At 63.6% G+C, this 21,489-nt stretch carries 22 protein-coding genes; 12 read left to right on the top strand and 10 right to left on the bottom strand.

What is annotated here, in order from left to right; all coding sequences use genetic code 11:
- The first annotated feature begins 154 nt into the window (after positions 1-154).
- The gene (locus CNQ84_RS10980) at positions 155-865 is read left to right on the top strand and encodes a DUF1294 domain-containing protein (RefSeq protein WP_096004913.1); all 711 of its coding nucleotides are present in this window, start codon (positions 155-157) and stop codon (positions 863-865) included.
- Between the two features lie 27 nt (positions 866-892).
- Here CNQ84_RS10980 and CNQ84_RS10975 read toward each other — a convergent pair whose 3' ends face one another.
- Together CNQ84_RS10975 and CNQ84_RS10970 are read right to left on the bottom strand one after the other, a co-directional pair.
- Positions 893-3,100, bottom strand: coding sequence for a TonB-dependent receptor domain-containing protein (locus CNQ84_RS10975; protein WP_096004912.1), 2,208 nt, complete (start codon positions 3,098-3,100; stop codon positions 893-895).
- A gap of 178 nt (positions 3,101-3,278) precedes the next feature.
- Positions 3,279-4,868, bottom strand: a complete 1,590-nt coding sequence (locus CNQ84_RS10970) for an ABC-F family ATPase (protein ID WP_096004911.1) — start codon at positions 4,866-4,868, stop codon at positions 3,279-3,281.
- Between the two features lie 144 nt (positions 4,869-5,012).
- Between CNQ84_RS10970 and CNQ84_RS10965 the strand changes: the two genes are divergently transcribed.
- The 6 genes from CNQ84_RS10965 to CNQ84_RS10940 all read left to right on the top strand — a co-directional run bounded on the left by CNQ84_RS10965 (position 5,013) and on the right by CNQ84_RS10940 (position 11,551).
- On the top strand, positions 5,013-5,729 hold the full coding sequence (locus CNQ84_RS10965; RefSeq protein WP_425439964.1) for a response regulator transcription factor: 717 nt from the start codon (positions 5,013-5,015) through the stop codon (positions 5,727-5,729).
- Positions 5,729-7,060, top strand: coding sequence for a sensor histidine kinase (locus CNQ84_RS10960; protein ID WP_096005016.1), 1,332 nt, complete (start codon positions 5,729-5,731; stop codon positions 7,058-7,060). The genes CNQ84_RS10965 and CNQ84_RS10960 overlap by 1 nt, the downstream gene beginning before the upstream one ends.
- A gap of 130 nt (positions 7,061-7,190) precedes the next feature.
- Complete coding sequence (locus CNQ84_RS10955; protein WP_096004909.1) at positions 7,191-9,251, top strand: TonB-dependent receptor domain-containing protein; 2,061 nt, start codon at positions 7,191-7,193, stop codon at positions 9,249-9,251.
- Between the two features lie 97 nt (positions 9,252-9,348).
- The gene (locus CNQ84_RS10950) at positions 9,349-9,651 is read left to right on the top strand and encodes an iron transporter (protein ID WP_174704256.1); all 303 of its coding nucleotides are present in this window, start codon (positions 9,349-9,351) and stop codon (positions 9,649-9,651) included.
- Positions 9,648-11,222, top strand: coding sequence for a PepSY-associated TM helix domain-containing protein (locus tag CNQ84_RS10945; protein ID WP_096004908.1), 1,575 nt, complete (start codon positions 9,648-9,650; stop codon positions 11,220-11,222). The genes CNQ84_RS10950 and CNQ84_RS10945 overlap by 4 nt, the downstream gene beginning before the upstream one ends.
- Positions 11,219-11,551 (top strand): DUF3325 family protein, encoded by a 333-nt coding sequence (locus CNQ84_RS10940; protein WP_096004907.1) that lies wholly within the window; start codon positions 11,219-11,221, stop codon positions 11,549-11,551. The genes CNQ84_RS10945 and CNQ84_RS10940 overlap by 4 nt, the downstream gene beginning before the upstream one ends.
- Positions 11,552-11,553: 2 nt before the next feature.
- Here CNQ84_RS10940 and CNQ84_RS10935 read toward each other — a convergent pair whose 3' ends face one another.
- Together CNQ84_RS10935 and CNQ84_RS10930 are read right to left on the bottom strand one after the other, a co-directional pair.
- On the bottom strand, positions 11,554-12,174 hold the full coding sequence (locus CNQ84_RS10935) for a flavin reductase family protein (RefSeq protein ID WP_096004906.1): 621 nt from the start codon (positions 12,172-12,174) through the stop codon (positions 11,554-11,556).
- 79 nt (positions 12,175-12,253) lie between these two features.
- Positions 12,254-13,342, bottom strand: a complete 1,089-nt coding sequence (locus CNQ84_RS10930) for an NADH:flavin oxidoreductase/NADH oxidase (protein WP_096004905.1) — start codon at positions 13,340-13,342, stop codon at positions 12,254-12,256.
- Positions 13,343-13,433: 91 nt separating this feature from the next.
- On the opposite strand from CNQ84_RS10930, the gene CNQ84_RS10925 reads away from it, so the two are divergent.
- On the top strand, positions 13,434-13,736 hold the full coding sequence (locus CNQ84_RS10925) for an ArsR/SmtB family transcription factor (RefSeq protein ID WP_096004904.1): 303 nt from the start codon (positions 13,434-13,436) through the stop codon (positions 13,734-13,736).
- 112 nt (positions 13,737-13,848) lie between these two features.
- Positions 13,849-14,511 carry a restriction endonuclease gene (locus CNQ84_RS10920; RefSeq protein ID WP_096004903.1) on the top strand — a complete coding sequence of 221 codons (663 nt, stop codon included), beginning with the start codon at positions 13,849-13,851 and terminating at the stop codon, positions 14,509-14,511.
- Here CNQ84_RS10920 and modC read toward each other — a convergent pair.
- From modC to modA, 3 genes are read right to left on the bottom strand one after another with little or no spacing between them, the layout of a single operon-like run.
- Positions 14,486-15,565 (bottom strand): molybdenum ABC transporter ATP-binding protein, encoded by a 1,080-nt coding sequence (modC, locus tag CNQ84_RS10915; RefSeq protein ID WP_096004902.1) that lies wholly within the window; start codon positions 15,563-15,565, stop codon positions 14,486-14,488. The two genes, CNQ84_RS10920 and modC, sit on opposite strands and share 26 nt — an antisense overlap.
- Complete coding sequence (gene modB / locus CNQ84_RS10910) at positions 15,562-16,257, bottom strand: molybdate ABC transporter permease subunit (protein ID WP_096004901.1); 696 nt, start codon at positions 16,255-16,257, stop codon at positions 15,562-15,564. The genes modC and modB overlap by 4 nt, the downstream gene beginning before the upstream one ends.
- A 1-nt stretch (position 16,258) precedes the next feature.
- Positions 16,259-17,008 (bottom strand): molybdate ABC transporter substrate-binding protein, encoded by a 750-nt coding sequence (modA, locus tag CNQ84_RS10905; protein ID WP_096004900.1) that lies wholly within the window; start codon positions 17,006-17,008, stop codon positions 16,259-16,261.
- A 73-nt stretch (positions 17,009-17,081) separates the two neighbouring features.
- Here modA and CNQ84_RS10900 point away from each other — a divergent pair, with 73 nt between their 5' ends.
- Both CNQ84_RS10900 and CNQ84_RS10895 read left to right on the top strand, forming a co-directional pair.
- A complete protein-coding gene (locus CNQ84_RS10900; protein ID WP_096004899.1) occupies positions 17,082-17,843 on the top strand; it encodes a TOBE domain-containing protein in 762 nt (253 codons plus the stop codon).
- A gap of 119 nt (positions 17,844-17,962) precedes the next feature.
- On the top strand, positions 17,963-18,430 hold the full coding sequence (locus CNQ84_RS10895) for a DUF1003 domain-containing protein (protein WP_245841341.1): 468 nt from the start codon (positions 17,963-17,965) through the stop codon (positions 18,428-18,430).
- Here CNQ84_RS10895 and CNQ84_RS10890 read toward each other — a convergent pair.
- Positions 18,421-19,581, bottom strand: coding sequence for a benzoate/H(+) symporter BenE family transporter (locus CNQ84_RS10890; protein WP_096004897.1), 1,161 nt, complete (start codon positions 19,579-19,581; stop codon positions 18,421-18,423). The two genes, CNQ84_RS10895 and CNQ84_RS10890, sit on opposite strands and share 10 nt — an antisense overlap.
- 122 nt (positions 19,582-19,703) lie before the next feature.
- Here CNQ84_RS10890 and CNQ84_RS10885 point away from each other — a divergent pair, with 122 nt between their 5' ends.
- Positions 19,704-20,285, top strand: a complete 582-nt coding sequence (locus CNQ84_RS10885) for a helix-turn-helix domain-containing protein (RefSeq protein ID WP_096005014.1) — start codon at positions 19,704-19,706, stop codon at positions 20,283-20,285.
- Here CNQ84_RS10885 and CNQ84_RS10880 read toward each other — a convergent pair.
- Together CNQ84_RS10880 and hexR are read right to left on the bottom strand one after the other, a co-directional pair.
- The gene (locus tag CNQ84_RS10880) at positions 20,273-20,551 is read right to left on the bottom strand and encodes a peptidylprolyl isomerase (RefSeq protein ID WP_096004896.1); all 279 of its coding nucleotides are present in this window, start codon (positions 20,549-20,551) and stop codon (positions 20,273-20,275) included. The two genes, CNQ84_RS10885 and CNQ84_RS10880, sit on opposite strands and share 13 nt — an antisense overlap.
- Before the next feature lie 40 nt (positions 20,552-20,591).
- Entirely contained in the window at positions 20,592-21,461 is an 870-nt protein-coding gene (gene hexR, locus CNQ84_RS10875) for a transcriptional regulator HexR (protein ID WP_096004895.1), read from the bottom strand.
- Positions 21,462-21,489: the final 28 nt, after the last annotated feature.

Genomic DNA, 21,489 nt, shown 5'->3' with positions numbered 1-21,489 from the left:
CTGCCAGGAGAGGGTGTTGGTTCGTTATTATATTTGTAGTTATAACATAACGTTTAAGGCTGCGTCAGGTGTTGCAATAAACCGGTATGATGGCGACCTCGAGTGGCGGCCGACGGTCCGCTGGGGGCACTGGCGGCCAACGGGAGAAGCAGGGATGGAGCAGGGCGGCAAGCTGGTCAACTGGAACGATGCCAAGGGCTTCGGCTTTATCCAGCCCGATGACGGCAGTGACAGGGTATTTGCCCATATCTCGGTGATGCGCGGCGACGCGCGACCGGTGGCGGGCATGGCGGTGCGTTTTGTCGGCGCGCGGGATGCTCAGGGACGCCTGCGCGCCGAGCATATGCGGGGCACTGGGTTGGCGCTGGATCGTCCGGCGATTCGCCGCAAGCCACAAGCGGCCCGTGGCAGTAACGGCAAGACCAGCACCAAGCCTGCGCCGCGGCGGCAGGCAGCGCCTTCCCGGCCTGCGCAGCCGGTGCGTTATGCCGGGCTCAAGCTGGGGATTCTGGCCCTGCTGTGCGCCCTGCCGCTGGCCGGCAGTCTGCAGCTTTGGCTTCAGCAGTATCTGCCCTGGCCGCTGCTGGCTTATCTGCTGGTCAGCATCGTCAGTTTTATTCAATACGCGATGGACAAGCGCAGCGCCGAGACCGGCCGCTGGCGCACGACCGAAAACACCCTGCACATCACCGAGCTACTGGGCGGCTGGCCTGGCGCGCTGGTGGCCCAGCAGTTGTTTCGCCACAAGACCCGCAAGGTGTCCTTTCAGGTGCTGTTCTGGCTGATTGTTGCCGTGCACCAGTTGGTCTGGCTCGACTGGCTGGTGCTGGACAGCAGCCTGCTGGGCGGGCTGCTGCCAACCTGAGCAGCACCCGCACGACCGGCCTAGCGGTTAGAACGTCAGGTTGGCTGACAGCCAGAGCCGGCGTCCTTCCTCCAGCACACCGGTGGTCGATCGACCGCTGACAATGTAGTCGCTGCCAAAGGCGGTGCCGTCCACGGCGCCAGCGTTGGTGTAGGTGGTGTAGGTCTGGCCCTTGAGGAAGTCCTTGTCGAACAGGTTGTAGATGCTTGCGTTCAGGGTCAGGTTATCGGTTGCCTGGAACGAGCCACCCAGATGGAACAGGGTGTAGGCCTTGGTCTTCGCACCCAATGCGTCGTACAGCGACTGGTTGCTGGAGTAGCTGCCGTTGCCGTTGGCCAGGTTGGCATAGCTGGACGAGAAGCGCGCACGTTCGCCGCGATACTCGCCGCGTAGCCACAGGTTCAGGCGGCTGGAGGTTTGCCAGTCGAGCTTGGCGTTGGCCAGATGCGCCGGTGTGTTGGTCAGCGGCTGACCCTTGTCCGCGCCACTTTTTTGCTCGCTGTCGGTATAGGTGTAATTGCCGCTCAGCGTCCAGGCGGGAATGAATTCCCAGCTGGCTGCCAGCTCCAGGCCGCGGGTGACCGCCTCGTCGATATTCACCAGCTGTGAGCAGGTACCGCCAGCGTTGCCGGCGCACAGCGGATCCGCCACCGGGTTACCGCTGGCGATCTTGTCCTCAAACTCGTTGTGGAACAGGGTGGCGTTGGCGTTAAAACCAGCCAGGCCGTTGTAGTACACGCCAAACTCGGTACTGGTGGTGGTTTCCGGGTCCAGGTCCGGGTTGCCGATGGTGACTACGGTGCCCTGACCGCTGATACCGTTGATGCCGTCATGCAGTTCGTTCAGGTCCGGGGTGCGGTAGCCACGGCTGACGCCACCCTTGATCGTCCAGCTGTCAGCGGCGTTCCAGACCAGGTAGGCGCGCGGGCTGATATGGCCACCAAAGGCATCGTGATCGTCATAGCGGGCGCCGAGGGTCAGTGCCAGGTCGTCGCGCAGCATCCACTCGTCTTCGGCAAACAGCGCCCAGGTTTTCTGCTCGAAGTCTTCGACCGCAATGCCGTCGGTCATGTCCGCCTTCCACCATTGCGCACCCACGGTGGTCATGTGGTTTTCGCCGACCGGCGCGACCAGCTTGGTATCAAATACCAGGTTGGTGGTTTCCAGCTCGCGATCGTCACCGGCCAGGCTGCCGGGAATACCGGAGGGGCTGCCGATCGGGTCGCCGGGCAGGGTACGGCCAATGGTTTCGGTCTGGCTGCGCATCAGGCTGGAATCCAGCGTACCAATGCCCAGACGGGCGGTATGAGTCAGCGCAATCTGCTCGCGCTCAAAGCGCAATTCGTCGGCATAGCCGTTGGCGGTGGTGGATGGCGCGGTGCAGGCACGGTTGAGGCCATCCAGTGTGCCCAGCTGACACTCGTCGTTGTTGTAGCGCTGGCGGCCACGCTCAAAGTCCAGGCTGAAGTCGTGGTCGTCATGGGGTGTCAGAGTCAGACGAGCGCCCAGGGTGTGGTTGCGGCCATCGACCGGGGACGGGCCGCGTTTGCTCACATCGCTGCCGTCGCCGAAGCTGAGATCCGACTCCTGGCGGTCAAACACACTGGCGCGCAGCTGCAGACCAAGCAGGTCTTCGACCAGCGGGCCGCTGGTGTACAGGCTGGCGTTGCTGGTGGCCCCGTAATCGCTGTTTTCCTGGAAGGTGTGGTCCAGGGTTACGGAGCCGGTCCACTCGCTGGCGACCTTGCGGGTAATGATGTTGATCACCCCGCCCATGGCATCCGAACCGTACAAGGTCGACATCGGGCCGCGAATGACTTCGATGCGCTCGATGGCCGACAGCGGCGGCATGAAACTGGTGGAGGTCTCGTTGAAGCCGTTGGGCGTGACGTTGCCGGCGGCGTTCTGGCGCCGACCGTCGATCAGGATCAGCGTGTATTCGCTGGGCATGCCGCGGATGCTGATGTTGAGCCCGCCGGTCTTGCCGGTGCCTTGCCCGATATCGATCCCTTCTACATCCCCCAATGCGTGCGCCAGACTGTTGTAGCGCTTCTCCTGCAGATCCTGTTGGCTGATCACGCTGATGCTGGCCGGGGCGTCGGTGAGCTTCTGTTCAAAGCCGGAGGCGGTAACAACCAGCCGATCAAGGGTAATGACGTCTTCGGCGTGAGCGGCGGTGGCTGCCGACAGGGCGACTGCGCTGGCCAGCAGCGTGCGATGGCGAATCGGGGACATTCAGAGGCTCCAGTGGAAAATTTCGCAGATGATAATCAGTTGCAAATGAAATAGTTTCATCGGCAATGTTTCTATCTGTGAAAATCGTCTGGAGGGCGCGTGCAGCAAGGGGTAGAGGGAGGTGTAAATTCTGTAAAGCGCCGACCAGAGAGCAGACTCTGCTGGTCGGCGGTGTTGATCAGACCAGCACGCCCTGACTGCGCAGATAGTCGTCGTAGCTGCCGGAGAAGTCGGTCACGCCGTTTTCCGACAGCTCGATGATGCGGGTGGCCAGCGAGCTGACGAACTCACGGTCGTGGCTGACGAAGATCAGCGTGCCCGGGTAGTTCTCCAGCGCCAGGTTGAGCGCTTCGATCGATTCCATGTCGAGGTGGTTGGTCGGCTCGTCCATCAGCATCACGTTGGCCTTACCGAGGATCAGCTTGCCGAACAGCATGCGACCCTGTTCGCCCCCGGAAATCACCTTGACCGATTTGCCGATCTCGTCGTTGGAGAACAGCATGCGGCCGAGAGTGCCGCGGACCAGTTGTTCGCCACCCTGGGTCCACTGTGCCATCCATTCGAACAGGGTGCAGTCGTCCTTGAAGTCGTCGGCGTGATCCTGCGCGAAGTAGCCGATGTCGGCGCTTTCGGCCCATTTTACTTCACCGGCCATGGGAGCCAACTCGCCGACCAGGGTGCGCAGCAGGGTGGTCTTGCCGATGCCGTTGGGGCCGATGATGGCGACCCGCTCGCCGGCTTCGATCTGCAGGTTCAGGCCCTTGAACAGCACTTCGCCGTCGTAGCCCTGGCTGACGTTCTGCAGGGTGACCGCCTGACGGTGCAGTTTCTTGAACTGCTCGAAGCGGATAAACGGGCTGACGCGGCTGGAGGGTTTGACCTCTTCCAACTGGATCTTGTCGATCTGCTTGGCGCGGCTGGTGGCCTGCTTGGCCTTGGAGGCGTTGGCCGAGAAGCGGCTGACGAAGGTCTGCAGCTCGGCGATCTGCGCTTTCTTCTTGGCGTTGTCCGACAGCAGACGCTCGCGCGCCTGGGTAGCGGCGGTCATGTACTCGTCGTAGTTGCCCGGGAACAGGCGCAGCTCGCCGTAATCCAGGTCGGCCATGTGGGTGCAGACCGAGTTCAGGAAGTGACGGTCGTGGGAGATGATGATCATGGTGCTGGTACGCGCCGTGAGGATGCTTTCCAGCCAGCGGATGGTGTTGATATCCAGGTGGTTGGTGGGCTCGTCGAGCAGCAGTACGTCCGGATCGGAGAACAGCGCCTGGGCCAGCAGCACACGCAGCTTCCAGCCGGGGGCGACTTCGCTCATCGGGCCGAAGTGCTGTTCCAGCGGAATGCCGAGACCGAGCAGCAGTTCACCGGCGCGGGATTCGGCGGTGTAGCCGTCCATTTCCGCGAACTCGCCTTCCAGTTCGCCGACTTTCATCCCGTCTTCTTCGCTCATTTCCGGCAGCGAGTAGATGCGGTCGCGCTCGGCCTTGACCTTCCACAGCTCCTCGTGACCCATGATCACGGTGTCGATCACGCTGAACTCTTCGTAGGCAAACTGGTTCTGGCGCAGCTTACCCAGACGCACGTTCTGTTCGAGCATGACCTGGCCGCCGGAGGGCTCCAGCTCGCCGCCAAGGATCTTCATGAAGGTCGACTTGCCGCAGCCGTTGGCACCGATCAGGCCGTAGCGGTTGCCGTTGCCGAATTTGACGGAGACGTTTTCGAACAGCGGCTTGGGGCCAAACTGCATGGTGATGTTGGCGGTGGAGATCACGGAAAGTCCTGATGTTGAGAGCGAAGAAGTGGGCGCGCATTGTAGCGACTTGGCGGCGCGGGTGACAGGCGAGTGCGACCGGAGGTGTTTGCCGGACGGTGGTGGATGCAGTATGTTTGCGGGCGTTTATGGTTCTCATTCTTGGTGCGACGGGTGCAGGTATTTCAAGCACGCATATTGGCGGTGGAGGACGACCCGGTGCTGGGCGAGCACTTGCTGCAGTCGCTCGGCAACAGCGGGCACGATGTCGTGTTGGCTACCGACGGTCAGCAGGGCCTGGCGCAGGCCAGTCAGGGCGCGTTTGATCTGATCCTGCTGGATGTCATGCTGCCGGGCCTCAGTGGCATGGAGCTGATCAGCCGCCTGCGTCGGCTGTGCGTCACGCCGGTCTTGATGATGTCGGCACTGGGCGATGAAGAGAGCCGAGTCACCGGCTTTGATCGCGGCGCCGACGATTATCTGCCCAAACCCTTCAGCAGCCGCGAGCTGGAGGTGCGGGTCAATGCGATTCTGCGCCGCATCAGCTATGAGCGGGGGCAGGGAGTAGCGCAGCCCGCGGTCGACGATGCCGAACTGCACTTTGACGAAAAAGCCTCGCGTCTGCGTTATGGCGACATTGCCGTCATCTTCACGCCGACCGAGTATCGCCTGCTGGAAGTGCTGCATGCGCACGCCGGCGAGGTGCAGAGCAAGGCCTTTCTGTATCAGCAGGTGCTGCATCGCGGTTTTACCCGGCATGACCGGGTGCTGGATATGCATGTCAGCAATCTGCGCCGCAAACTGAGTCAGGCCGGGATAGATTGCCTGCGTCTGGAAGCTGTCTGGGGGCACGGCTACTTGCTCAGCCGGGACCCGTGCTGATGCTCGGCCGCCGCTCGCTCTACTGGCGCATGGTGTTGTTGGTCGCCGGCTTTTGCCTGTGCATGATTGCGGTAACCGACTACGCGGCCCAACGGGTGGACAGCTACCTGGCGCACCTGCCCGAATCGACCCTGCGCGAGCTGCGTGGTTATGCCGCCGATGCCGCCAGCGCGCTGGATCAGGGCGTCGACGCACTGAATGCCTGGCGAGACCAGCACGCAGAGCTGTCCCCGGAAATTCTCGTGGTGGTGGATGCTGCCCTACAGGCGTTGCCCGGCCAGCCGCTGAGTGACGAGCAGCGCAACATGCTGACCTTTCTGCGCAGCTATACGGCGCCGATGAGCATGCGTGGCGGTGGCCGCCAGGTGATCTATGTACCCATGCAAGGTCGGGACGAGTCGCTGGTGCTGCGCCTGCCCGAGTCGCTAACGCCCTGGGCTGTGCGCCCGCTGCTTAATGCCCTGGTGCTTTATTTGATGCCGGCGCTGCTGTCGCTGCTGTTTTGTGCGCTGCTGTACATGTTGCTGATCTCGCCGCTGGAGCGCTTGCGCCGTCAGGCCAACGCCATGCGCGCCAACCCGCTGGAAACCCTGCTGCCTGCCGAGTTGGCCGGGCGCCGGGATGAGCTGGGCGAGCTGGGCCGGTCGCTGGATTACCTGACCCGGCGCCTGCGCGATTCCATCGGGCAACAACGGCAGTTGCTGCGGGACGTGTCCCATGAGTTGCGTACCCCGCTCAGCCGGTTGCGCGTGGCGGCTGAAAGCGACCTCAGCCAGCGTGAGCTGCGCGAGCGTCTGGAGCATGAGGTTGATCGCATGCAGGAGCTGCTCGACGGCACGCTGGAGGTCGCCTGGCTGGACAGCCAGCCGGGTCAACTGCAACTGGAAGCCGTTGACTTGAATGCGCTCTGGGAAGTGCTGCGCGAAGACGCGCTGTTCGAGTCTGGCTGGGCGCCCGAGCGCATCAGCGCCGAGCTGCCTGATGACTGTCGGGTGCAGGGCCACCTCAACGGCCTGAGTCAGGCTCTGGAGAATGTATTGCGCAATGCGATACGGCATTCACCGGATAACGGCCTGGTGCAAATGCGTGCGCAGCGCGAAGGCGCCAACTGGTTGCTGTGCCTGGCTGATCAGGGCCCGGGCGTTGAGGAGGCCCAGCTGGAGCAGATTTTTCGACCGTTTTCCCGCCTGAACAGCGCGCGCCCGGGTGACGGCGGCTTCGGTCTTGGTCTGGCTATCGCCGAGCGCCAGATTCGCCTGCAGGGCGGCAGGATCTGGGCGCGCAATGGCCATCCTGGCTTGCAGCTCTGGTTCAGTTTACGCGCTGTATAGAATGTAAATGCGCTTTACTCTTAAATGGCAATCAATATCATTTGTGCCGATTTCACCACATTGGATCGGCCTGACGGGAGCGGGTCGTTGCTGATGCATTCGATCATTATCTTGTCAGGGAGTCGAGAGTATGCGGATTTTCAAACGCCACCAATTGGCCTGTGCAGTCGCTGTGGCCAGCGTCGGACTGACCGCCAGTGCGCTGGCCGCCGAGCCGGACACCGATGGGGAGGTGGTGACGCTGGACGAGATCACGGTGGTCACCGCGGCTGGCTACGAGCAGAACATCGCCGATGCGCCTGCCAGCATCTCGGTCATTACCCGCGAGCAACTGGAGAAGCAGTCCTACTCCGACGTCACCGATGCCGTGCGTAACATTCCCGGCGTGTTTGTCACCGGCGGCGGCAATATGCAGGACATCAGCATTCGCGGCATGGATGACACCTATACGCTGTATCTGGTCGATGGCAGGCCGATTTCTGCCGGCCGCATGGTCAACACCAACGGTGCCGATGGCGGCAAGCAGATCGGCCTGCCGCCGATCTCGATGATCGAGCGGATCGAGGTGATCCGCGGGCCGATGTCCTCGCTCTATGGCTCTGAAGCCATGGGCGGGGTGATCAATATCATCACCCGTCGCGGCGGTGACGAATGGGCCGGCAGCATCTCGACCGAGTACACCGGCGCCATGAACGATATCAGCAGCGACGCGCAGCAGGCTGATTTCTATCTGGCCGGCCCGATCATTCAGGGCCTGCTCGGTGCGCAGTTCACCGGCACCTATGTCGGCACCGACGAGAGCGATTACATCGGTGGTGGCGATGCCGCCGCCAGCATGCCGGAGAGTACCCGCAAACAGGGTGGCGCCGAGTTCTACCTGACGCCCAACGAGCAGAATCGCTTCAGCCTCGGCTACACCGCATCCGAGCTGAAATATACCCACACGCCGGGCAAGAGCATCGCTGCGGACGCTGATCCGTCGACCTATCGCTATGAAAAGGACGTCTATGTCTTCAGCCATGATGGCAATTATGGCGACCTGATCATCAACAGCTTCCTGCAGCACGATGTGTCCGACAAGCCGGGTACCGGCAGCACCAAGCAGGAGGAGGTCAGCCTGCTCAATACCCAGGCAAGCTACTTCTGGGGTGATCACGTGGTGACCTTCGGCGGGCAATACAAGCAGGAGGAGTTTGTTGATGAAACCAACGGCCTGCTGACCTCCAACATTCCGGGAGCGGTAAAAAGCGTCGATCGCTGGATTGCGGCGCTTTACACTGAGGTGGACTGGGCTCTCACCGACGATCTGTCTGTGACCACCGGACTGCGCTACAACGACGACGAGTTGTTCGGCGGCGAGCTGTCGCCACGGCTCTACGGCGTCTACCGGCTGAACCCGGAGTGGGTGATCAAGGGTGGGGTGTCTACCGGCTACCGTCAGCCGACTCTGTCCGATGCCACCGAGGGCTTCGGTCGCGGTACCGGCGGTGGCGGCTCGCCGGCCCCGCATCCCCGTGCACTGATCATCGGCAATCCGGACCTGAAGCCGGAAACCAGCACCAACTACGAGATCGGTTACGTCTACGACAACGCTGCGCTGGGGCTCAATACCAGCGCCATGCTGTTCCATACCCAGTACAAGGACAAGATTGCCGAGGATCGGTTTTGCGAAAGCCCGAACGGTGATCGCGGCGATCCGGCGACCTGGACCTGCGGGTTTGGCGGTAACAATTACTACTTCCTCAGCACCCGCAAGAACATCTCCGAGGCCGTTATGCAGGGCGTCGAGCTGACGCTCGACTACCGCTTCCAGCCGAACTGGAACCTCTCCAGCAGCTACACCTTTACCCGTTCCGAGCAGAAGTCCGGCGAGTTCAAGGGCGAGCCTCTGAACCGGCAGCCACGGCATATGCTCAACGGCCTGCTGGAATGGGACGTCAATGCGCGCCTGAACGCCTGGCTGCAGGGTAACTATCGCAGCAAAACCTCCGATTACATGGGCCGCACCAGCATGTCGGACGGCACGCCCGGATACGGTTTTGTCGATATCGGCGCGGGCTATCGCCTGACCGACAACGTCAACGTCAAGGCCGGCCTCTACAACGTCGCCAACAAGGAAGTGACCAACGACAGCTACGGCGTGGTACTCGATGGCCGCCGGTTGACGGTGGGCATGACGGTCGATTTCTGATCCGCCGGTCAGACTGTCTGGTAGCCCGCCCGCTGAACCCGCTCAGCGGGCGGACTGCGTTCTGTCTCTGGGCATTGGCCCTGTTGGAGAGTGTTGGATGAGTAAGCTGGTTTCTCGTGGCGGCGCTGTCTGGCCGAATGCCCTGGCCCGCATCCTGTTCGCAGTGCTGGGTGGCTATGTGTTCACCTATAGCCTGACCGCAGCGCTGGCACGGCTGCTGCCGCTGGCGCGGATTGATGCGGCGATCAGTGCGACGTTGCTGTCGTTCGCGGTCTACACCGTGTTTGTCTTGTGGGTGTTCGCACGCCCGCTTCGTCAGGCGCTCTGGGCGCTGCCGGTGACGCTGGTATTGCTGCTGATCGGCTTTGGCCCGCAGTGGTTTGCAGGGGGGGAGGTATGAGTCGCCAACCCTCGTTGACCCAATCAATGTCGGGGCTGCATACCTGGACTGGCCTGGTGCTCGGCTGGTTGCTGTTTGCGATCTTTCTGACCGGCACCCTGGCGGTGTTTGATCGCGAATTGAACTGGTGGATGCAACCGGAACTGCAGGACCGGCAGGTCGATCAGGCCAGTGCCGTGCAGGTTGCCCAGCGCTGGCTGGAAGCCAACCATCCGGCGGCGAGTGCCTGGAATATCGGCCTGCCGACGGCGCGCGATCCCTCGCTGAGCGTCTCGGCGGGTGAACAGCGGCGTGGCCAGCGCACGCTGATCGACGCCGAGAGCGGCGAGCAGATAACGCCGCGAGAGACCGCAGGAGGCAGTTTCTTCTTCCGTTTCCATTACACCCTGCATATGCCGCGCTTTCTCGGTATCTGGGTCGTCGGGTTTGCTGCGATGGCGATGCTGGTGGCGATTATCAGCGGCATCATCATCCACAAGAAGATCTTCAAGGACTTCTTTACCTTCCGCCCGGGCAAGGGTCAGCGCAGCTGGCTGGATGGTCACAACGCCAGCGCCGTGCTGCTGTTGCCGTTCCATCTGATGATTACCTACACCGGTCTGGTGATCTTCTTCCTGATCTACATGCCGGCCGCAACCGATGCGCTGTACAACGGCGATCGCGATGCGCTGCTGCGCGAGCTGCGCCCGGGTGCCCAGCAGCAACAGGGCGCGGCGCGCGGGGGCGAGGGCGGTCGGCCATCGCGTGAGGTGCCGGCGGCGAGCGCCGCCATGCTGCCGCTGGAGCAGTTCATTGCCCTGGGCGAAGCCCATTACGGTGCGGGCATGCTGTCTTCGCTGTCGGTCGCTCAACCGGGCCGCGTCAATGCGCGGGTCGAGGTGCGGCCGCTGCTTGGCAGTCGTCTGGAGCTGACCAAGGGCGAGGCGCTGGCCTTCAATGCGATCACCGGCGAGCTGCTGCGCGCGCCGCCGCCGACCCGCACCAGCCTGCTGGTGCAAAAAGTGATGGCGGGGCTGCATTTTGCCCAGTTTGGCGGTTACCCCATGCGCTGGCTGTATTTCTTATGTGGTCTGGTCAGCAGCGCCATGATCGCCAGCGGACTGGTGCTGTATACCGTCAAGCGGCGACGGCAGTCTGCGGCACAGGGCGTCTGGCTGCGTCAAGTGGAGTGGCTCAATCTGGCCTGCGTGGGCGGACTGATGCTGGCCTGCGTGGCGCTGCTGTGGGCCAACCGCCTGTTGCCGGCGGATCTGGCCGAGCGTGAGGGCTGGGAGTTGCGGGTATTCTTCGGCGCCTGGCTGGCAGCACTGCTGCATGCACGGCTGCGCGCGCCGTTGCGTGGCTGGCTGGAACAACTGGCGGCGAGTGCGGTGCTGCTGCTGGGCTTGCCACTGCTGGATCTGCAAACCGCGCTTGCCGTTCCTGACCGCATTCGACTGGGGGTTGATCTGACCGGGTTTGGGCTCGGAGCCTTGCTGGCGCTGGCGGCGTGGAAAGTGTCAAAGCGGCCGGCGGCAACGGCTCGGGCTGCGCGACGAGCGCCTGCGGTGATGGCGGAGGTGCAGTCATGAACGCCAGTCTGCTGTGTCTGGCGCTGAGCGCCAGCTATGCCGGCATGCTGGCGCTGTGTCTGGGCACGGAGCGGCACTGGAAGCAACTGGCTGCAGCGGCGCCGCCGAGTTTGCGAGCCTGGTGCCGCCCGCTGGGCGTGTTGCTGCTGTTGCTGGCACTGCTGCTGAGTCTGCAGATCTGGCCAGCCAGCATGGCGCTGGTCGGCTGGCTGGGCATGCTGTCGCTGTGCGGCCTGGTTCTGTTACTGCTGTTGCCCTATGCGCCAAGGTTGGCGCTAGGCTTGCCACTGCTGGGCGTGCTGCTGGCGCCAGTGTTCATGTCGGGGTGAGTTCAGCCGGGGCGGTGCATGCGAAACAGCGCGCCCGTCTCGACGCGGAAGTAATCGGCCGGGCCGCCGCCGCGCAGAATCGGCTCGGCGGCAGCGGTCTGGTAGACACCGTCGACCAGCAGGCGGCGGTCGATATGGACGCCAATCACTTCGCCGAGCACCAGCCAGGTATTGAGTGCATCGCCCGCCGCGCTCTGCAGCTGGATGATCTGGGTCTTGCGGCATTCGAAGGAGACCGGGCTTTCGCCTACCCTTGGTACGTCGATCTGGCGTGATGGCAACGCGGTCAGCCCCGCCAGCGCAAACTCGTCGACCTCGGGCGCCACCGCGGCGCAGCTTTGGTTCATCGCCTCGGCCAACGGCAAGGTAGCGAGGTTCCAGACGAACTCGCCGGTCTGCTCGATATTGCTCAGGCTGTCCTTGTGGCCAATGCTGGCAAAGCCGATGATCGGCGGTATGTAATTGAACGCATTGAAAAAACTGTAGGGAGCGAGGTTCAGGATACCGTCGCTGCTGCGGCTGCTGATCCAGCCGATCGGGCGGGGGCCAACGATGGAATTGAACGGGTCGTGGGCCAGCCCGTGGCCCTGCGCGGGTTCATAGTAGTAGCTGTTGTCCTGCATGTTGCCCCCATCCGGTTATCTGATTGGTTGCCTGCCATTGCAGCGCGCCGTGGCGGCGCGCGCAAGGGGTGGCTGTGGATCAGTAGCGTTCCAGCCAGTGGGCATAGGGTGCCGGCATGACCCAGGATGGGCGCTCCACCTTCAGTTCGCGGGCGGCGTGGTAGGCCCAGTGCGGGTTGGCCAGATGCGCCTTGCCGACCATGACCAGATCCAGTTGACCGTCCTGTACTGCTTTCTCGGCGATATGCGGCTCGCCAAAGCCCCAGGCCGAGGAGACCGGCACGCCGGCTTCATCACGCACGCGCTTGGCAATCGGGCCCATGAACGCCGGAGCCCAGGGGATTTTGGCGGTGGGGATGTTAAATCCCATGCTGACGCTCATCATGTCCATGCCGGCGGCCTTGAAGCGGCGGGTGAGGTCGATCGACTCGGTCATGGTCTGCTCGTCATTGCCGTCGAACTCGATGACGCCAAAGCGGATGGTCAGTGGCAGATGTTCCGGCCAGACTTCGCGCACGGCGGCCAGGGTTTCCAGCAGGAAGCGGCCGCGGTTATCGGCATTGCCGCCGTAGGCATCGGTGCGCTGGTTGGCGTGCGGTGAGAAGAAGCTTTGGGCCAGATAGCCGTGGGCAAAGTGCAGCTCCAGCCACTCGAAGCCGACGGCCAGTGCGCGGCGGGCGGCGGCAACGAAATCCGCCTTGACCCGCTCAATGTCCTGCAGCGTCATGGCCTCTGGCACTTTCGGCAGGTGCGCGCCGAAGGGGATGGCGGAGGGGGCGATGGTTTGCCAGCCGTTGGCGGCGTCGGTGGGGATGTGATCGTCACCTTCCCACGGACGGTTGGCGCTGGCCTTGCGGCCGGCGTGGGCAATCTGAATACCGGGTACAGCACCGTGCGCCTTGATGCCGCGCACGACAGGCATGAACGCCTCAGCCTGGGCGTCATTCCACAGTCCGGCGCAGGCCGGCGTGATGCGGCCTTCCGGTGCAACTGCCGTGGCTTCGACAATCACCAGTCCGGCGCCGCCGCGGGCCTGAGCGGTGTAATTGGCGACGTGCCAGTCGTTGACCACGCCGTCGGTGGCCGAGTATTGGCACATCGGCGGTACGGCGATGCGGTTACGCAGGGTGATGTCTTTGAGAGAGAAGGGTTGAAACAGCGCTGACATGGATAGCCTCCGGCAGCTGATTGGGTTATTCAATAGTTCGATAATATTGGAACTATGGATCAGAAGTAAACCCCTGTGTATCATCAGCGTCATGCGACCCTTCAAACACCCCCCTGCCAACGAGCTGCTGCTCGAACGTGTGCTCTACGCCCTGAGTGATCCGGTGCGGCTGGAAATCGTGCGCCGCCTGGCCGAGGTAGGCGAGGCCAGTTGCGGTGATCTGGATGGCGGCAGGCCAAAGTCGAGCATGTCTCACCATTTCCGCGTGATGCGCGATGCCGGCCTGGTGTGCACCCAGAGCGTCGGTACCACGCACATGAACAGCCTGCGACGCGCTGACCTGGATGCCCGTTTCCCCGGCCTGCTGGATGCTATCCTGAATCAGCCAGGCTGATTGTCGATCTGCCTGAGCGCTACCGCTGCGTTGCGGCGCGGTCTTTACCTGATCGGTGACTGCGACTATCGTTGCAATAGTGCTGGCAAGGAGCCAGCTTCAGGAGTTACGGATGACTGCCCGCCGCCCCCTTACCCCTTTGGAAACCCTGCTGCAGAGCCGTTCCCAGGTTCCCTGGTGGCTGTATCTGCTGTTGGCGCTGCTCAGTGGTTTGCTGCTGCACTGGCTGGGCTATCGGTTCTGGCAGGGCAGCGTTCCGGCGACCGGTGGGACCTTGCTGCACGGCTTTACCCTGGTCGGTCAGGTGTTGTTGCCGCTGGCGCTGCTGTGCGCTGCGGTGGCCGATCTGTTCAATCGTCTGTCGCGTCGTCGGCGTGTCAGTAGACTGCAGCAGGAAGCGTCACCCGACCATCTGCTCCAGCAGCTCAGCCGTCAGGACGTGCGCGCGCTGGTGCTTTGGGCTCTGCAGGCGGAAGGACTGCTGCTGCAGAACGGCTGTGCGGCGGATGGCGGCATCCTCCTGCGCCAGGGCGAGGAGGACGTTGTGCTGGACCTTACCTGCTGGCGCGCCCCCCACCTGCGGCGGGCCGATCTGCTGGCGCTGCGTGAGCGGATGACCAAGCAGGGCGTTGATGGTGGCTTGCTGGTCTGTCATGGGCGTATCGATGCCGATGCCCGGACGCTGGCGCGGCGCTCGGGCATCCGCTTGATTGATCGACGCCTGCTGCAGCAGTGGTTATGCGCGTCGGTCAGTCGAACAGCGCCACAGCCTTGATCTGCACCCACACCGGCAGCCCCGGTTGCAACTGCAGTTGGTCTACCGAGTAGCGCGTAAGGCGTGCCAGCAAGACGTTGTCACCCAGCGCAAGGCGCACCAGCGCCTGTGCCGGGTGGCTGCCGGGTTCGATGGCCTCGATGTGCGCAGGCAACTGGTTGAGCACACTGCTGTGTTGCGGCTTCTCCAGCGCCAGGCTGACATCGCGGGCCTGGACCGCGACCCGCACGCGCTGCCCGAGCGGTAGCGCCGAGTGCGGCAGGCGCAGCTGCAGCGGGCTGCCATCGAGGGTCAGCTCCAGCAACTGATAGCGATCATCGCAGGCGCTGACCTGCCCGTGCAGCACGCTGCGCGCGTCGTCGCTGTGCGCCATGGGCAGATCCAGACGCGGCAGCAGCGTCTGCAGCGGGCCGCTGGCGCGCAGTGTGCCGTTGTCCAGGAGGACGAGGTGATCCGCCAGTCTGGCGACCTCGTCCGGGGAGTGGCTGACGTAAAGCAGCGGCATGTCCAGTTCTGCGTGCAGGCGCTCCAGATACGGCAGGATGTCGGCCTTGCGTTGCGGGTCCAGCGCGGTCAGCGGCTCATCCAGCAGCAACAAGCGCGGGTTGGCCAATAGCGCGCGGGCGATGCCGACGCGCTGCCGCTCACCGCCGGACAGCCCGCTGGTACTGCGCTGGAGCAGCTGCGCAATGCCGAGCAGCTCGATGATCTGCGTTGCCTGCTGGTCGCTGGCCGGCTCTGCGCTGCGGTGTCTGCCGTAGTTCAGATTGGCCTGCACGTTCAGGTGATCGAACAGGCTGGCCTCCTGAAAGACATAACCCAGCGCGCGCTTGTGCGGCGCCAGCCAGAGGCCGCGCTGGCTGTCCTGCCAGCAGTGGCCATTGACCTCGATAAACGCCTGTTCCGCCCTTTCCAGGCCGGCGATACAGCGCAGCAGCGTGGTTTTGCCCGAGCCGGACGGGCCGACGATGGCGCTGATCCCGCGCGCCGGCAGCGTCAGATCCAGGTCCAGCGTAAAGGCAGCCAGCTGCTGTTTGAGCCTGATATGGATCACCTGCGTGCCCCCGGCATGACCGTCAGGCGCCCGCGCCGATTAAGCAGCAACAGAATCACGAAGGAGCAGATCAGCACGCCGCCAGCCAGCCAGTGGGCGCTGGCGTAGTCCATCGCTTCGACGTGGTTGAAGATCTGCACCGAGACCACGCGCGTGCGCTCCGGGATATTGCCGCCGATCATCAGCACCACGCCAAACTCGCCGAGGGTATGCGCAAAGCCCAGCACGCTGGCGGTGATGATGCCCGGGCGGGCCAGCGGCAGCGCGACGGTGAAGAAGCGGTCCAGCGGGCTGGCGCCGAGGGTGGCGGCTACTTCCAGCGGGCGTTTGCCGATGGATTCGAAGGCGTTCTGAATGGGTTGTACGACAAAGGGCATGGAGTAGCAGACCGAGCCGATCACCAGGCCGCTGAAGCTGAACGCCAGGGTGCCCAGCCCGAGCTGCTGAGTCAGCGCGCCAATCGGCCCGTGCGGACCCAGCGCAACCAGCAGGTAGAAGCCCAGCACCGTCGGCGGCAGCACCAGGGGCAGGGCTACCAGCGCACTGATCGGGCCTTTCAGCCGCGAGCGGGTATGGGCCAGCCACCAGGCCAGCGGCGTACCGATCAGCAGCAGGACCAGGGTCGTCAGCGACGCCAGTTTGAGCGTCAGCCAGATGGCTGCCAGGTCGGCGCTGTCCAGCGGCAGGGACATGTCAGTGACCGTAGCCGTAGCGGCTGATGACCGCTGCCGCCTGCTCGCCTTTGAGGTAGTCGAGCAGGGCGGCAGCGGCGTCGTTGTCAGCGCCGGTGTTGAGCAGCACGGCATCCTGGCGGATGGGTTGGTACAGCGCCGCCGGAACCTGCCAGGCTGAGCCGCTGGTGATCTCCCCGTCGCGGGAGACCTGCGACAGAGCAACGAAGCCGACTTCGGCGTTGCCGCTGGCGACAAACTGGTAGGTCTGGCCGATACTCTGGCCTTCGACCAGCTTGGGTGCCAGCGCTTGCGTCAGGCCCAGCTGCTGCATCACCTGTGTGGCGGCCAGCCCGTAGGGCGCGGTTTTCGGGTTGGCGATAGCCAGATGCTCGAAGTTGCCGCTGCGCAGCAACTGTGCGCCGTCGCTGATCAGACCGGCATCAGCGGACCACAGCGCCAGCGCGCCGGTGGCGTAGGTAAAGCGCGAGCCTGAGACCGCCAGCCCGTCGCTTTCGGCGCGTGCCGGGGTAGTGTCATCGGCAGCCAGAAATACCTCGAAGGGGGCGCCGTGGCTGATCTGGGCGTACAGCTGGCCGGTCGAGCCGAAGGCCGCGATGACGCGATGGCCGGTATCCTGCTCGAACGCCTTGGCGATGTCCTGCATGGGGGCGGTGAAGTTGGCAGCGACGGCGACCTGGACCTCGCCGGCCAGGGCAGGGTGGCTGATACTGATGCAGCAAGCGGTGGCGAAGAGCAGCGGCAAGCGCATGGAAACTCCTGGGCAGCGAGGAAGGCAGGTTGTCGTTATATTATTCGTTATATAGCGCTTGGGGTAGTGTGCAATGAAGCTTGAAGGACAGTTCTGGTTTTCCCACCAGGGCCGACGGTTGGCCGGGCAGGATCGCATCGAGTTGCTGGCCTGTATCGCTGAAACCGGCTCGATCAGCAAAGCGGCCAAGGCGGCCGGCATGAGTTACAAGACCGCCTGGGATGCCGTGGATGCAATGAACAGCAGCAGCGATCAGCCATTGGTTGAGCGCGCGGCGGGCGGGCGCGGCGGTGGCGGCACGCGTCTGACGGCGGCAGGGGACCAGCTGGTGAGCGCCTTTCGCCGTTATCAGCAGGAGCACGCCGTGTTCCTGGCCAGGCTGAGCGAGGACGCCAGCCTGGACCCGTATCTGCAGGTCATGCACCGGCTGCGGCTGCGTACCAGCGCGCGCAACCAGCTGTTTGCCCGGGTGGCCGCTCTGCAGTCTGAGGGGCTGAACGAGCGGGTGGCGCTGACGCTGGCTGGAGGTCAGGCGCTGACGGCCGTGATCACGCGCAGTAGCAGTGAACGTCTTGGATTGAGCAAGGGCGTGGAGGTATTTGCGCTGATCAAGGCGCCCTGGGTGAAGCTGGCGAGCGACGGTGCGGAGCAGAACCGGCTGACTGGCACGGTGCTGGGCCGGGAGCAGGTGGGTGACCAACTGGCGCTGGAGGTGGAACTGAATGCGGGTGTGCAGCTGGTAGCGACGCTGGCTGATGTCCCCGCTGTGCCCGGCATCGGCGAGCCGGTGACCTTGTGGGTCGATCCTGACCAGATCATTCTCTGCGCACTATAGTGCCGATAACAGAGGCAAGGAGCGTACGTATGGCTGCACCCGAGCAAGACAACAGGGGATCAATCAGCCCGGCGACACCCGCCGCAGGCCGGCATCATTTCCGCTTTCTGCGACCGAACATGCACCTGGATTCGGTATTTGGCGACGGCTGGTTTGCGTTGCGCGCGGAAGCCTTCGCGCGGTTTTTTGGTACGCCGGTTTTTCTCATCGCGCAGACCTTGATCGTCGGTCTGTGGATCACCATCAACGTGACCGATCTGGTCAGCTTTGACCGCTATCCCTTCATTCTGCTGAATCTCGCGTTCAGCTTTCAGGCCGCCTATGCCGCGCCGCTGATTTTGTTGGCGCAGACCCGTCAGGCTGATCGGGACAAGGCCTCGGCGCAGGCCGATGCGCTGCATCGCGAAGCCCTGGCGCAAGCCAGCGAACAGCGCGCCGCCCACGCGGCGGAGCAGACCGAACAGCTGCTGCAGTTGATGGAGCAGAACACCCGGCTGACCGAGACGGTACACCAGCTGAGCCAGCGCATTGAAGCGCTGACCTGCGAAATCCATCGCGGTGTGTGTGAGCGCCCGGCTCAGCCCTGACGGCGCGGCAGGCGCAGCACCAGCAGGCCGAGCAGCAGACCCCAGAAGGCGCTGCCGATACCCCATAGTGCCAGCCCGGAGGCGGTGACCAGAAAGGTCAGGAAGGCTGCTTCGCGTTGCGCCTCGTCGTGCAGGGCGGTGGCCAGTGCGTTGCCGATGGTGCCGAGCAGCGCCAGGCCGGCAATGGCCATGACCAGCGCCTGCGGAAAGGCGGCAAACAGGCTGGCGACCGTGGCACCGAACAGCCCGGTCAGCAGATAGAAGAAACCGCCCCAGGCACTGGCGCGAAAGCGCTGGGCTGGGTCCGGGTCGGCATCTTTACCGGCGCAGATTGCAGCGCTGATCGCGGCCAGGTTGAAGGTGTAACCGCCAAACGGCGCCAGCAGCAGGCCGGTGATGCCGGTGGTGGTCATCAGCGGCGACGCGGGCAGCTGATAGCCGTTGGCGCGCAGGACCGCCATGCCCGGTACGTTCTGCGAGGCCATGGTGACAATGAACAGCGGAATGCCGACCCCGAGCAGCGCCTGCAGCGAGATGGCCGGCGTCGTCCACACGGGCTGTGCCAGCGACCAGTCGAGCTGCTCCAGATGCAGCTGGCCTGCCAACGCCGCCACCAGTACGCCCACCAGCAAGGTGACCGGAATCACGTAGCGCGGGAACACCAGCTTGCTAGCCAGATAGCAGGCCAGCATCAGGCCGACCAGCAGCGTTTGCTCCTGCAGCGCGCCAAACAGGTTGAGGCCAAACGGCAGCAGCACCCCGGCCAGCATGGCGCCGGCCAGCGACGCCGGCACCAGGCGCATGATGCGGTCAAACCAGCCAAGCAACCCGCACAGGGTGATCAGTGCGGCATTGAACAGAAACACGCCAATCGCCTCGTTCAGACTGAAGCCGGGCAAGCCAGTGGCCAGTAGCGCGCCGCCCGGTGTGCTCCAGGCAATCAACACCGGCGCACGAAAGCGCAACGACAGGCCGATGCTGGTGACCGCCATGCCGATACCCAATGCCCACAGCCAGGAGCTGATTTCCTGTGGCGAGGCACCGGCAGCCTCGGCGGCCTGGAAGATGATCACCGCTGAACTGGTATAGCCCACCAGCACGGCGATAAAGCCGGCGGCGATGTGGGACGGGTTAAACCAGGCTTTCAGCATGCGGTAATCCTCGATCGATGGTCGTGCGCTATAGCGCACGAGTGGCTGATCCTAGCACTGTGCGCTATAACGCACAAAAGGAAATTGCTATGCTGTGCGGCCTTTCGATGAGCGGACCTGTGATGCAGGAAATCAATCAGTATCTGGCAGCCACCCTGCGGCAGTGGCGCAGCGACCGTGGCTGGAGTCTGGATCGGGCCGCCACCGAATGTGGCGTGAGCAAAGCGATGCTCGGCCAGATCGAGCGCGGCGAATCCAGCCCTACGGTGGCGACGCTGTGGAAGATCGCTACTGGCTTCGGTACCTCGTTGTCGACCTTTCTGGAGCCCTCGCCCGCCGAGCAGGGCGGCATGACACTGCGTAGCGCCGACGCCGTGCGTCAACGACCCGCAGCGGACCAGATGTTGATTGCGCCGCTGTTCCCCTTTGATGCGCGTTACGGCTTTGAGCTGTTCGAGCTGACGCTGTTGCCCGGTTACGAGCGTTTGTCCGAGCCGCACAGTGAGGGTGTGGTCGAGCACGTGGTGGTGGTGCGTGGCGAGATGGAGTTGCTGGTGCGGGACGTCTGGCAACCGCTGAAAGAGGGAGAGGCGGTACGTTTTGCCGCTGACCAGCCGCACGGTTATCGCAACCCGGGCACGCTGCCAGCGGTATTTCATAACCTGATCTACTACCCGCCGGGCAGCGCGCGTCAGTCGCGGTAGAACACCTGCACCAGGTGATAGCCGAACTGGCTCTTTATCGGGCCGTGCACCACTTTCAGCGGCTTTTTGAAAATGATCTGGTCGATCGCACGGACCATTTGGCCGGGACGTACCTCACCCAGATCGCCGCCGCGTTTCTTTGACGGGCAGGTGGAGTGTTTCTTGGCCAGCACGTCAAAGGCTTCTCCGGCAGCGATGCGTTTTTTCAGCGCGGCGGCTTCGGCTTCGGTTTTGACCAGAATGTGGCGGGCCATGGCGACTGGCATAGGGGGTGCTCCTGGGGCTGGTACTAAGGCGGCTGCTGGGTTACTCGTTCAGCTCGCCGCGCTGGCTCTTGTTCGACAGGCGCAGGCCGCGCAGGCTGCGCTTGACGCTCTTCAGGTGGTTGACCAGCTCAGGCCCGCGACGCATGGCCATGCCCATGGCCAGCACGTCGATGACCACCAGGTGGGCAATGCGCGAGGACAGCGGTGTATAGATATCGGTGTCCTCGGACACATCAATCGGAATGTGTACCTGGCTGACGTCGGCCAGCGGCGTGCGGCTCGGACACAGGCTGATCAGGGTGGCGCCGGTTTCGACTACCAGACTGGCTGAATGCAGCAGGTCCTTGGTGCGCCCGGTCTGCGAGATGGCAACGGCGACATCCTCCGGCCCCAGGGTCACTGCTGACATGGCCTGCATGTGCGGGTCGGAGTAGGCGGCGGTGGACACCAGCAGGCGGAAGAACTTGTGCTGGGCGTCGCTGGCCACCGCACCGGAGGCGCCAAAACCGTAGAACTCGACACGGCGGGCATGGGTCAGTGCGCTGATGGCCTGTTCGATGGCCGCAGCGTCGAGGCGCTCGCGTACCTCCATCAATGTTGCCAGGGTTGTGTCGAAGATCTTGTGCGACAGGGCATCGACGCTGTCGTCCTCGTTGATCGAGAACTGCCCGAAGCTGGCGCCGGCGGCCAGGCTTTGCGCCAGCTTGAGCTTGAGGTCCTGAAATCCGCTGCAGCCAATCGCGCGACAGAAGCGTACGATGGTGGGCTCGCTGACACCGACCTGCTGCGACAGGTCCGCCATGGATGAATGCATCACCTGCGCCGCCTGCGCCAAGACAAAATCGGCGACCTTGAGCTCTGACTTTCTGAGCAGGTCACGGCTGGCGGCGATGTGCTGGAGCATGTTCACGGTGGCATGATGTCGGCAGCAGGTGAGG

The sequence above is a fragment of the Pseudomonas abyssi genome (genome assembly GCF_002307495.1).
GTDB classification, from domain to species: domain Bacteria; phylum Pseudomonadota; class Gammaproteobacteria; order Pseudomonadales; family Pseudomonadaceae; genus Halopseudomonas; species Halopseudomonas abyssi.
This window is presented reverse-complemented; position numbering and strand designations above follow the sequence as displayed.

Coding starts and splice junctions, on each gene's coding strand:
- CNQ84_RS10950 (WP_174704256.1), top strand. CDS start 9,349: ATGAGTAAGCTGGTTTCTCGTGGCGGCGCTGTCTGGCCGAATGCCCTG.
- CNQ84_RS10960 (WP_096005016.1), top strand. CDS start 5,729: ATGCTCGGCCGCCGCTCGCTCTACTGGCGCATGGTGTTGTTGGTCGCC.
- CNQ84_RS10930 (WP_096004905.1), bottom strand. CDS start 13,342: ATGTCAGCGCTGTTTCAACCCTTCTCTCTCAAAGACATCACCCTGCGT.
- CNQ84_RS10920 (WP_096004903.1), top strand. CDS start 13,849: ATGACTGCCCGCCGCCCCCTTACCCCTTTGGAAACCCTGCTGCAGAGC.
- CNQ84_RS10945 (WP_096004908.1), top strand. CDS start 9,648: ATGAGTCGCCAACCCTCGTTGACCCAATCAATGTCGGGGCTGCATACC.
- CNQ84_RS10940 (WP_096004907.1), top strand. CDS start 11,219: ATGAACGCCAGTCTGCTGTGTCTGGCGCTGAGCGCCAGCTATGCCGGC.
- CNQ84_RS10935 (WP_096004906.1), bottom strand. CDS start 12,174: ATGCAGGACAACAGCTACTACTATGAACCCGCGCAGGGCCACGGGCTG.
- modB (WP_096004901.1), bottom strand. CDS start 16,257: ATGTCCCTGCCGCTGGACAGCGCCGACCTGGCAGCCATCTGGCTGACG.
- CNQ84_RS10955 (WP_096004909.1), top strand. CDS start 7,191: ATGCGGATTTTCAAACGCCACCAATTGGCCTGTGCAGTCGCTGTGGCC.
- CNQ84_RS10890 (WP_096004897.1), bottom strand. CDS start 19,581: ATGCTGAAAGCCTGGTTTAACCCGTCCCACATCGCCGCCGGCTTTATC.
- CNQ84_RS10900 (WP_096004899.1), top strand. CDS start 17,082: ATGAAGCTTGAAGGACAGTTCTGGTTTTCCCACCAGGGCCGACGGTTG.
- CNQ84_RS10980 (WP_096004913.1), top strand. CDS start 155: ATGGAGCAGGGCGGCAAGCTGGTCAACTGGAACGATGCCAAGGGCTTC.
- CNQ84_RS10895 (WP_245841341.1), top strand. CDS start 17,963: ATGCACCTGGATTCGGTATTTGGCGACGGCTGGTTTGCGTTGCGCGCG.
- modA (WP_096004900.1), bottom strand. CDS start 17,008: ATGCGCTTGCCGCTGCTCTTCGCCACCGCTTGCTGCATCAGTATCAGC.
- CNQ84_RS10975 (WP_096004912.1), bottom strand. CDS start 3,100: ATGTCCCCGATTCGCCATCGCACGCTGCTGGCCAGCGCAGTCGCCCTG.
- CNQ84_RS10880 (WP_096004896.1), bottom strand. CDS start 20,551: ATGCCAGTCGCCATGGCCCGCCACATTCTGGTCAAAACCGAAGCCGAA.
- CNQ84_RS10885 (WP_096005014.1), top strand. CDS start 19,704: ATGCAGGAAATCAATCAGTATCTGGCAGCCACCCTGCGGCAGTGGCGC.
- CNQ84_RS10925 (WP_096004904.1), top strand. CDS start 13,434: ATGCGACCCTTCAAACACCCCCCTGCCAACGAGCTGCTGCTCGAACGT.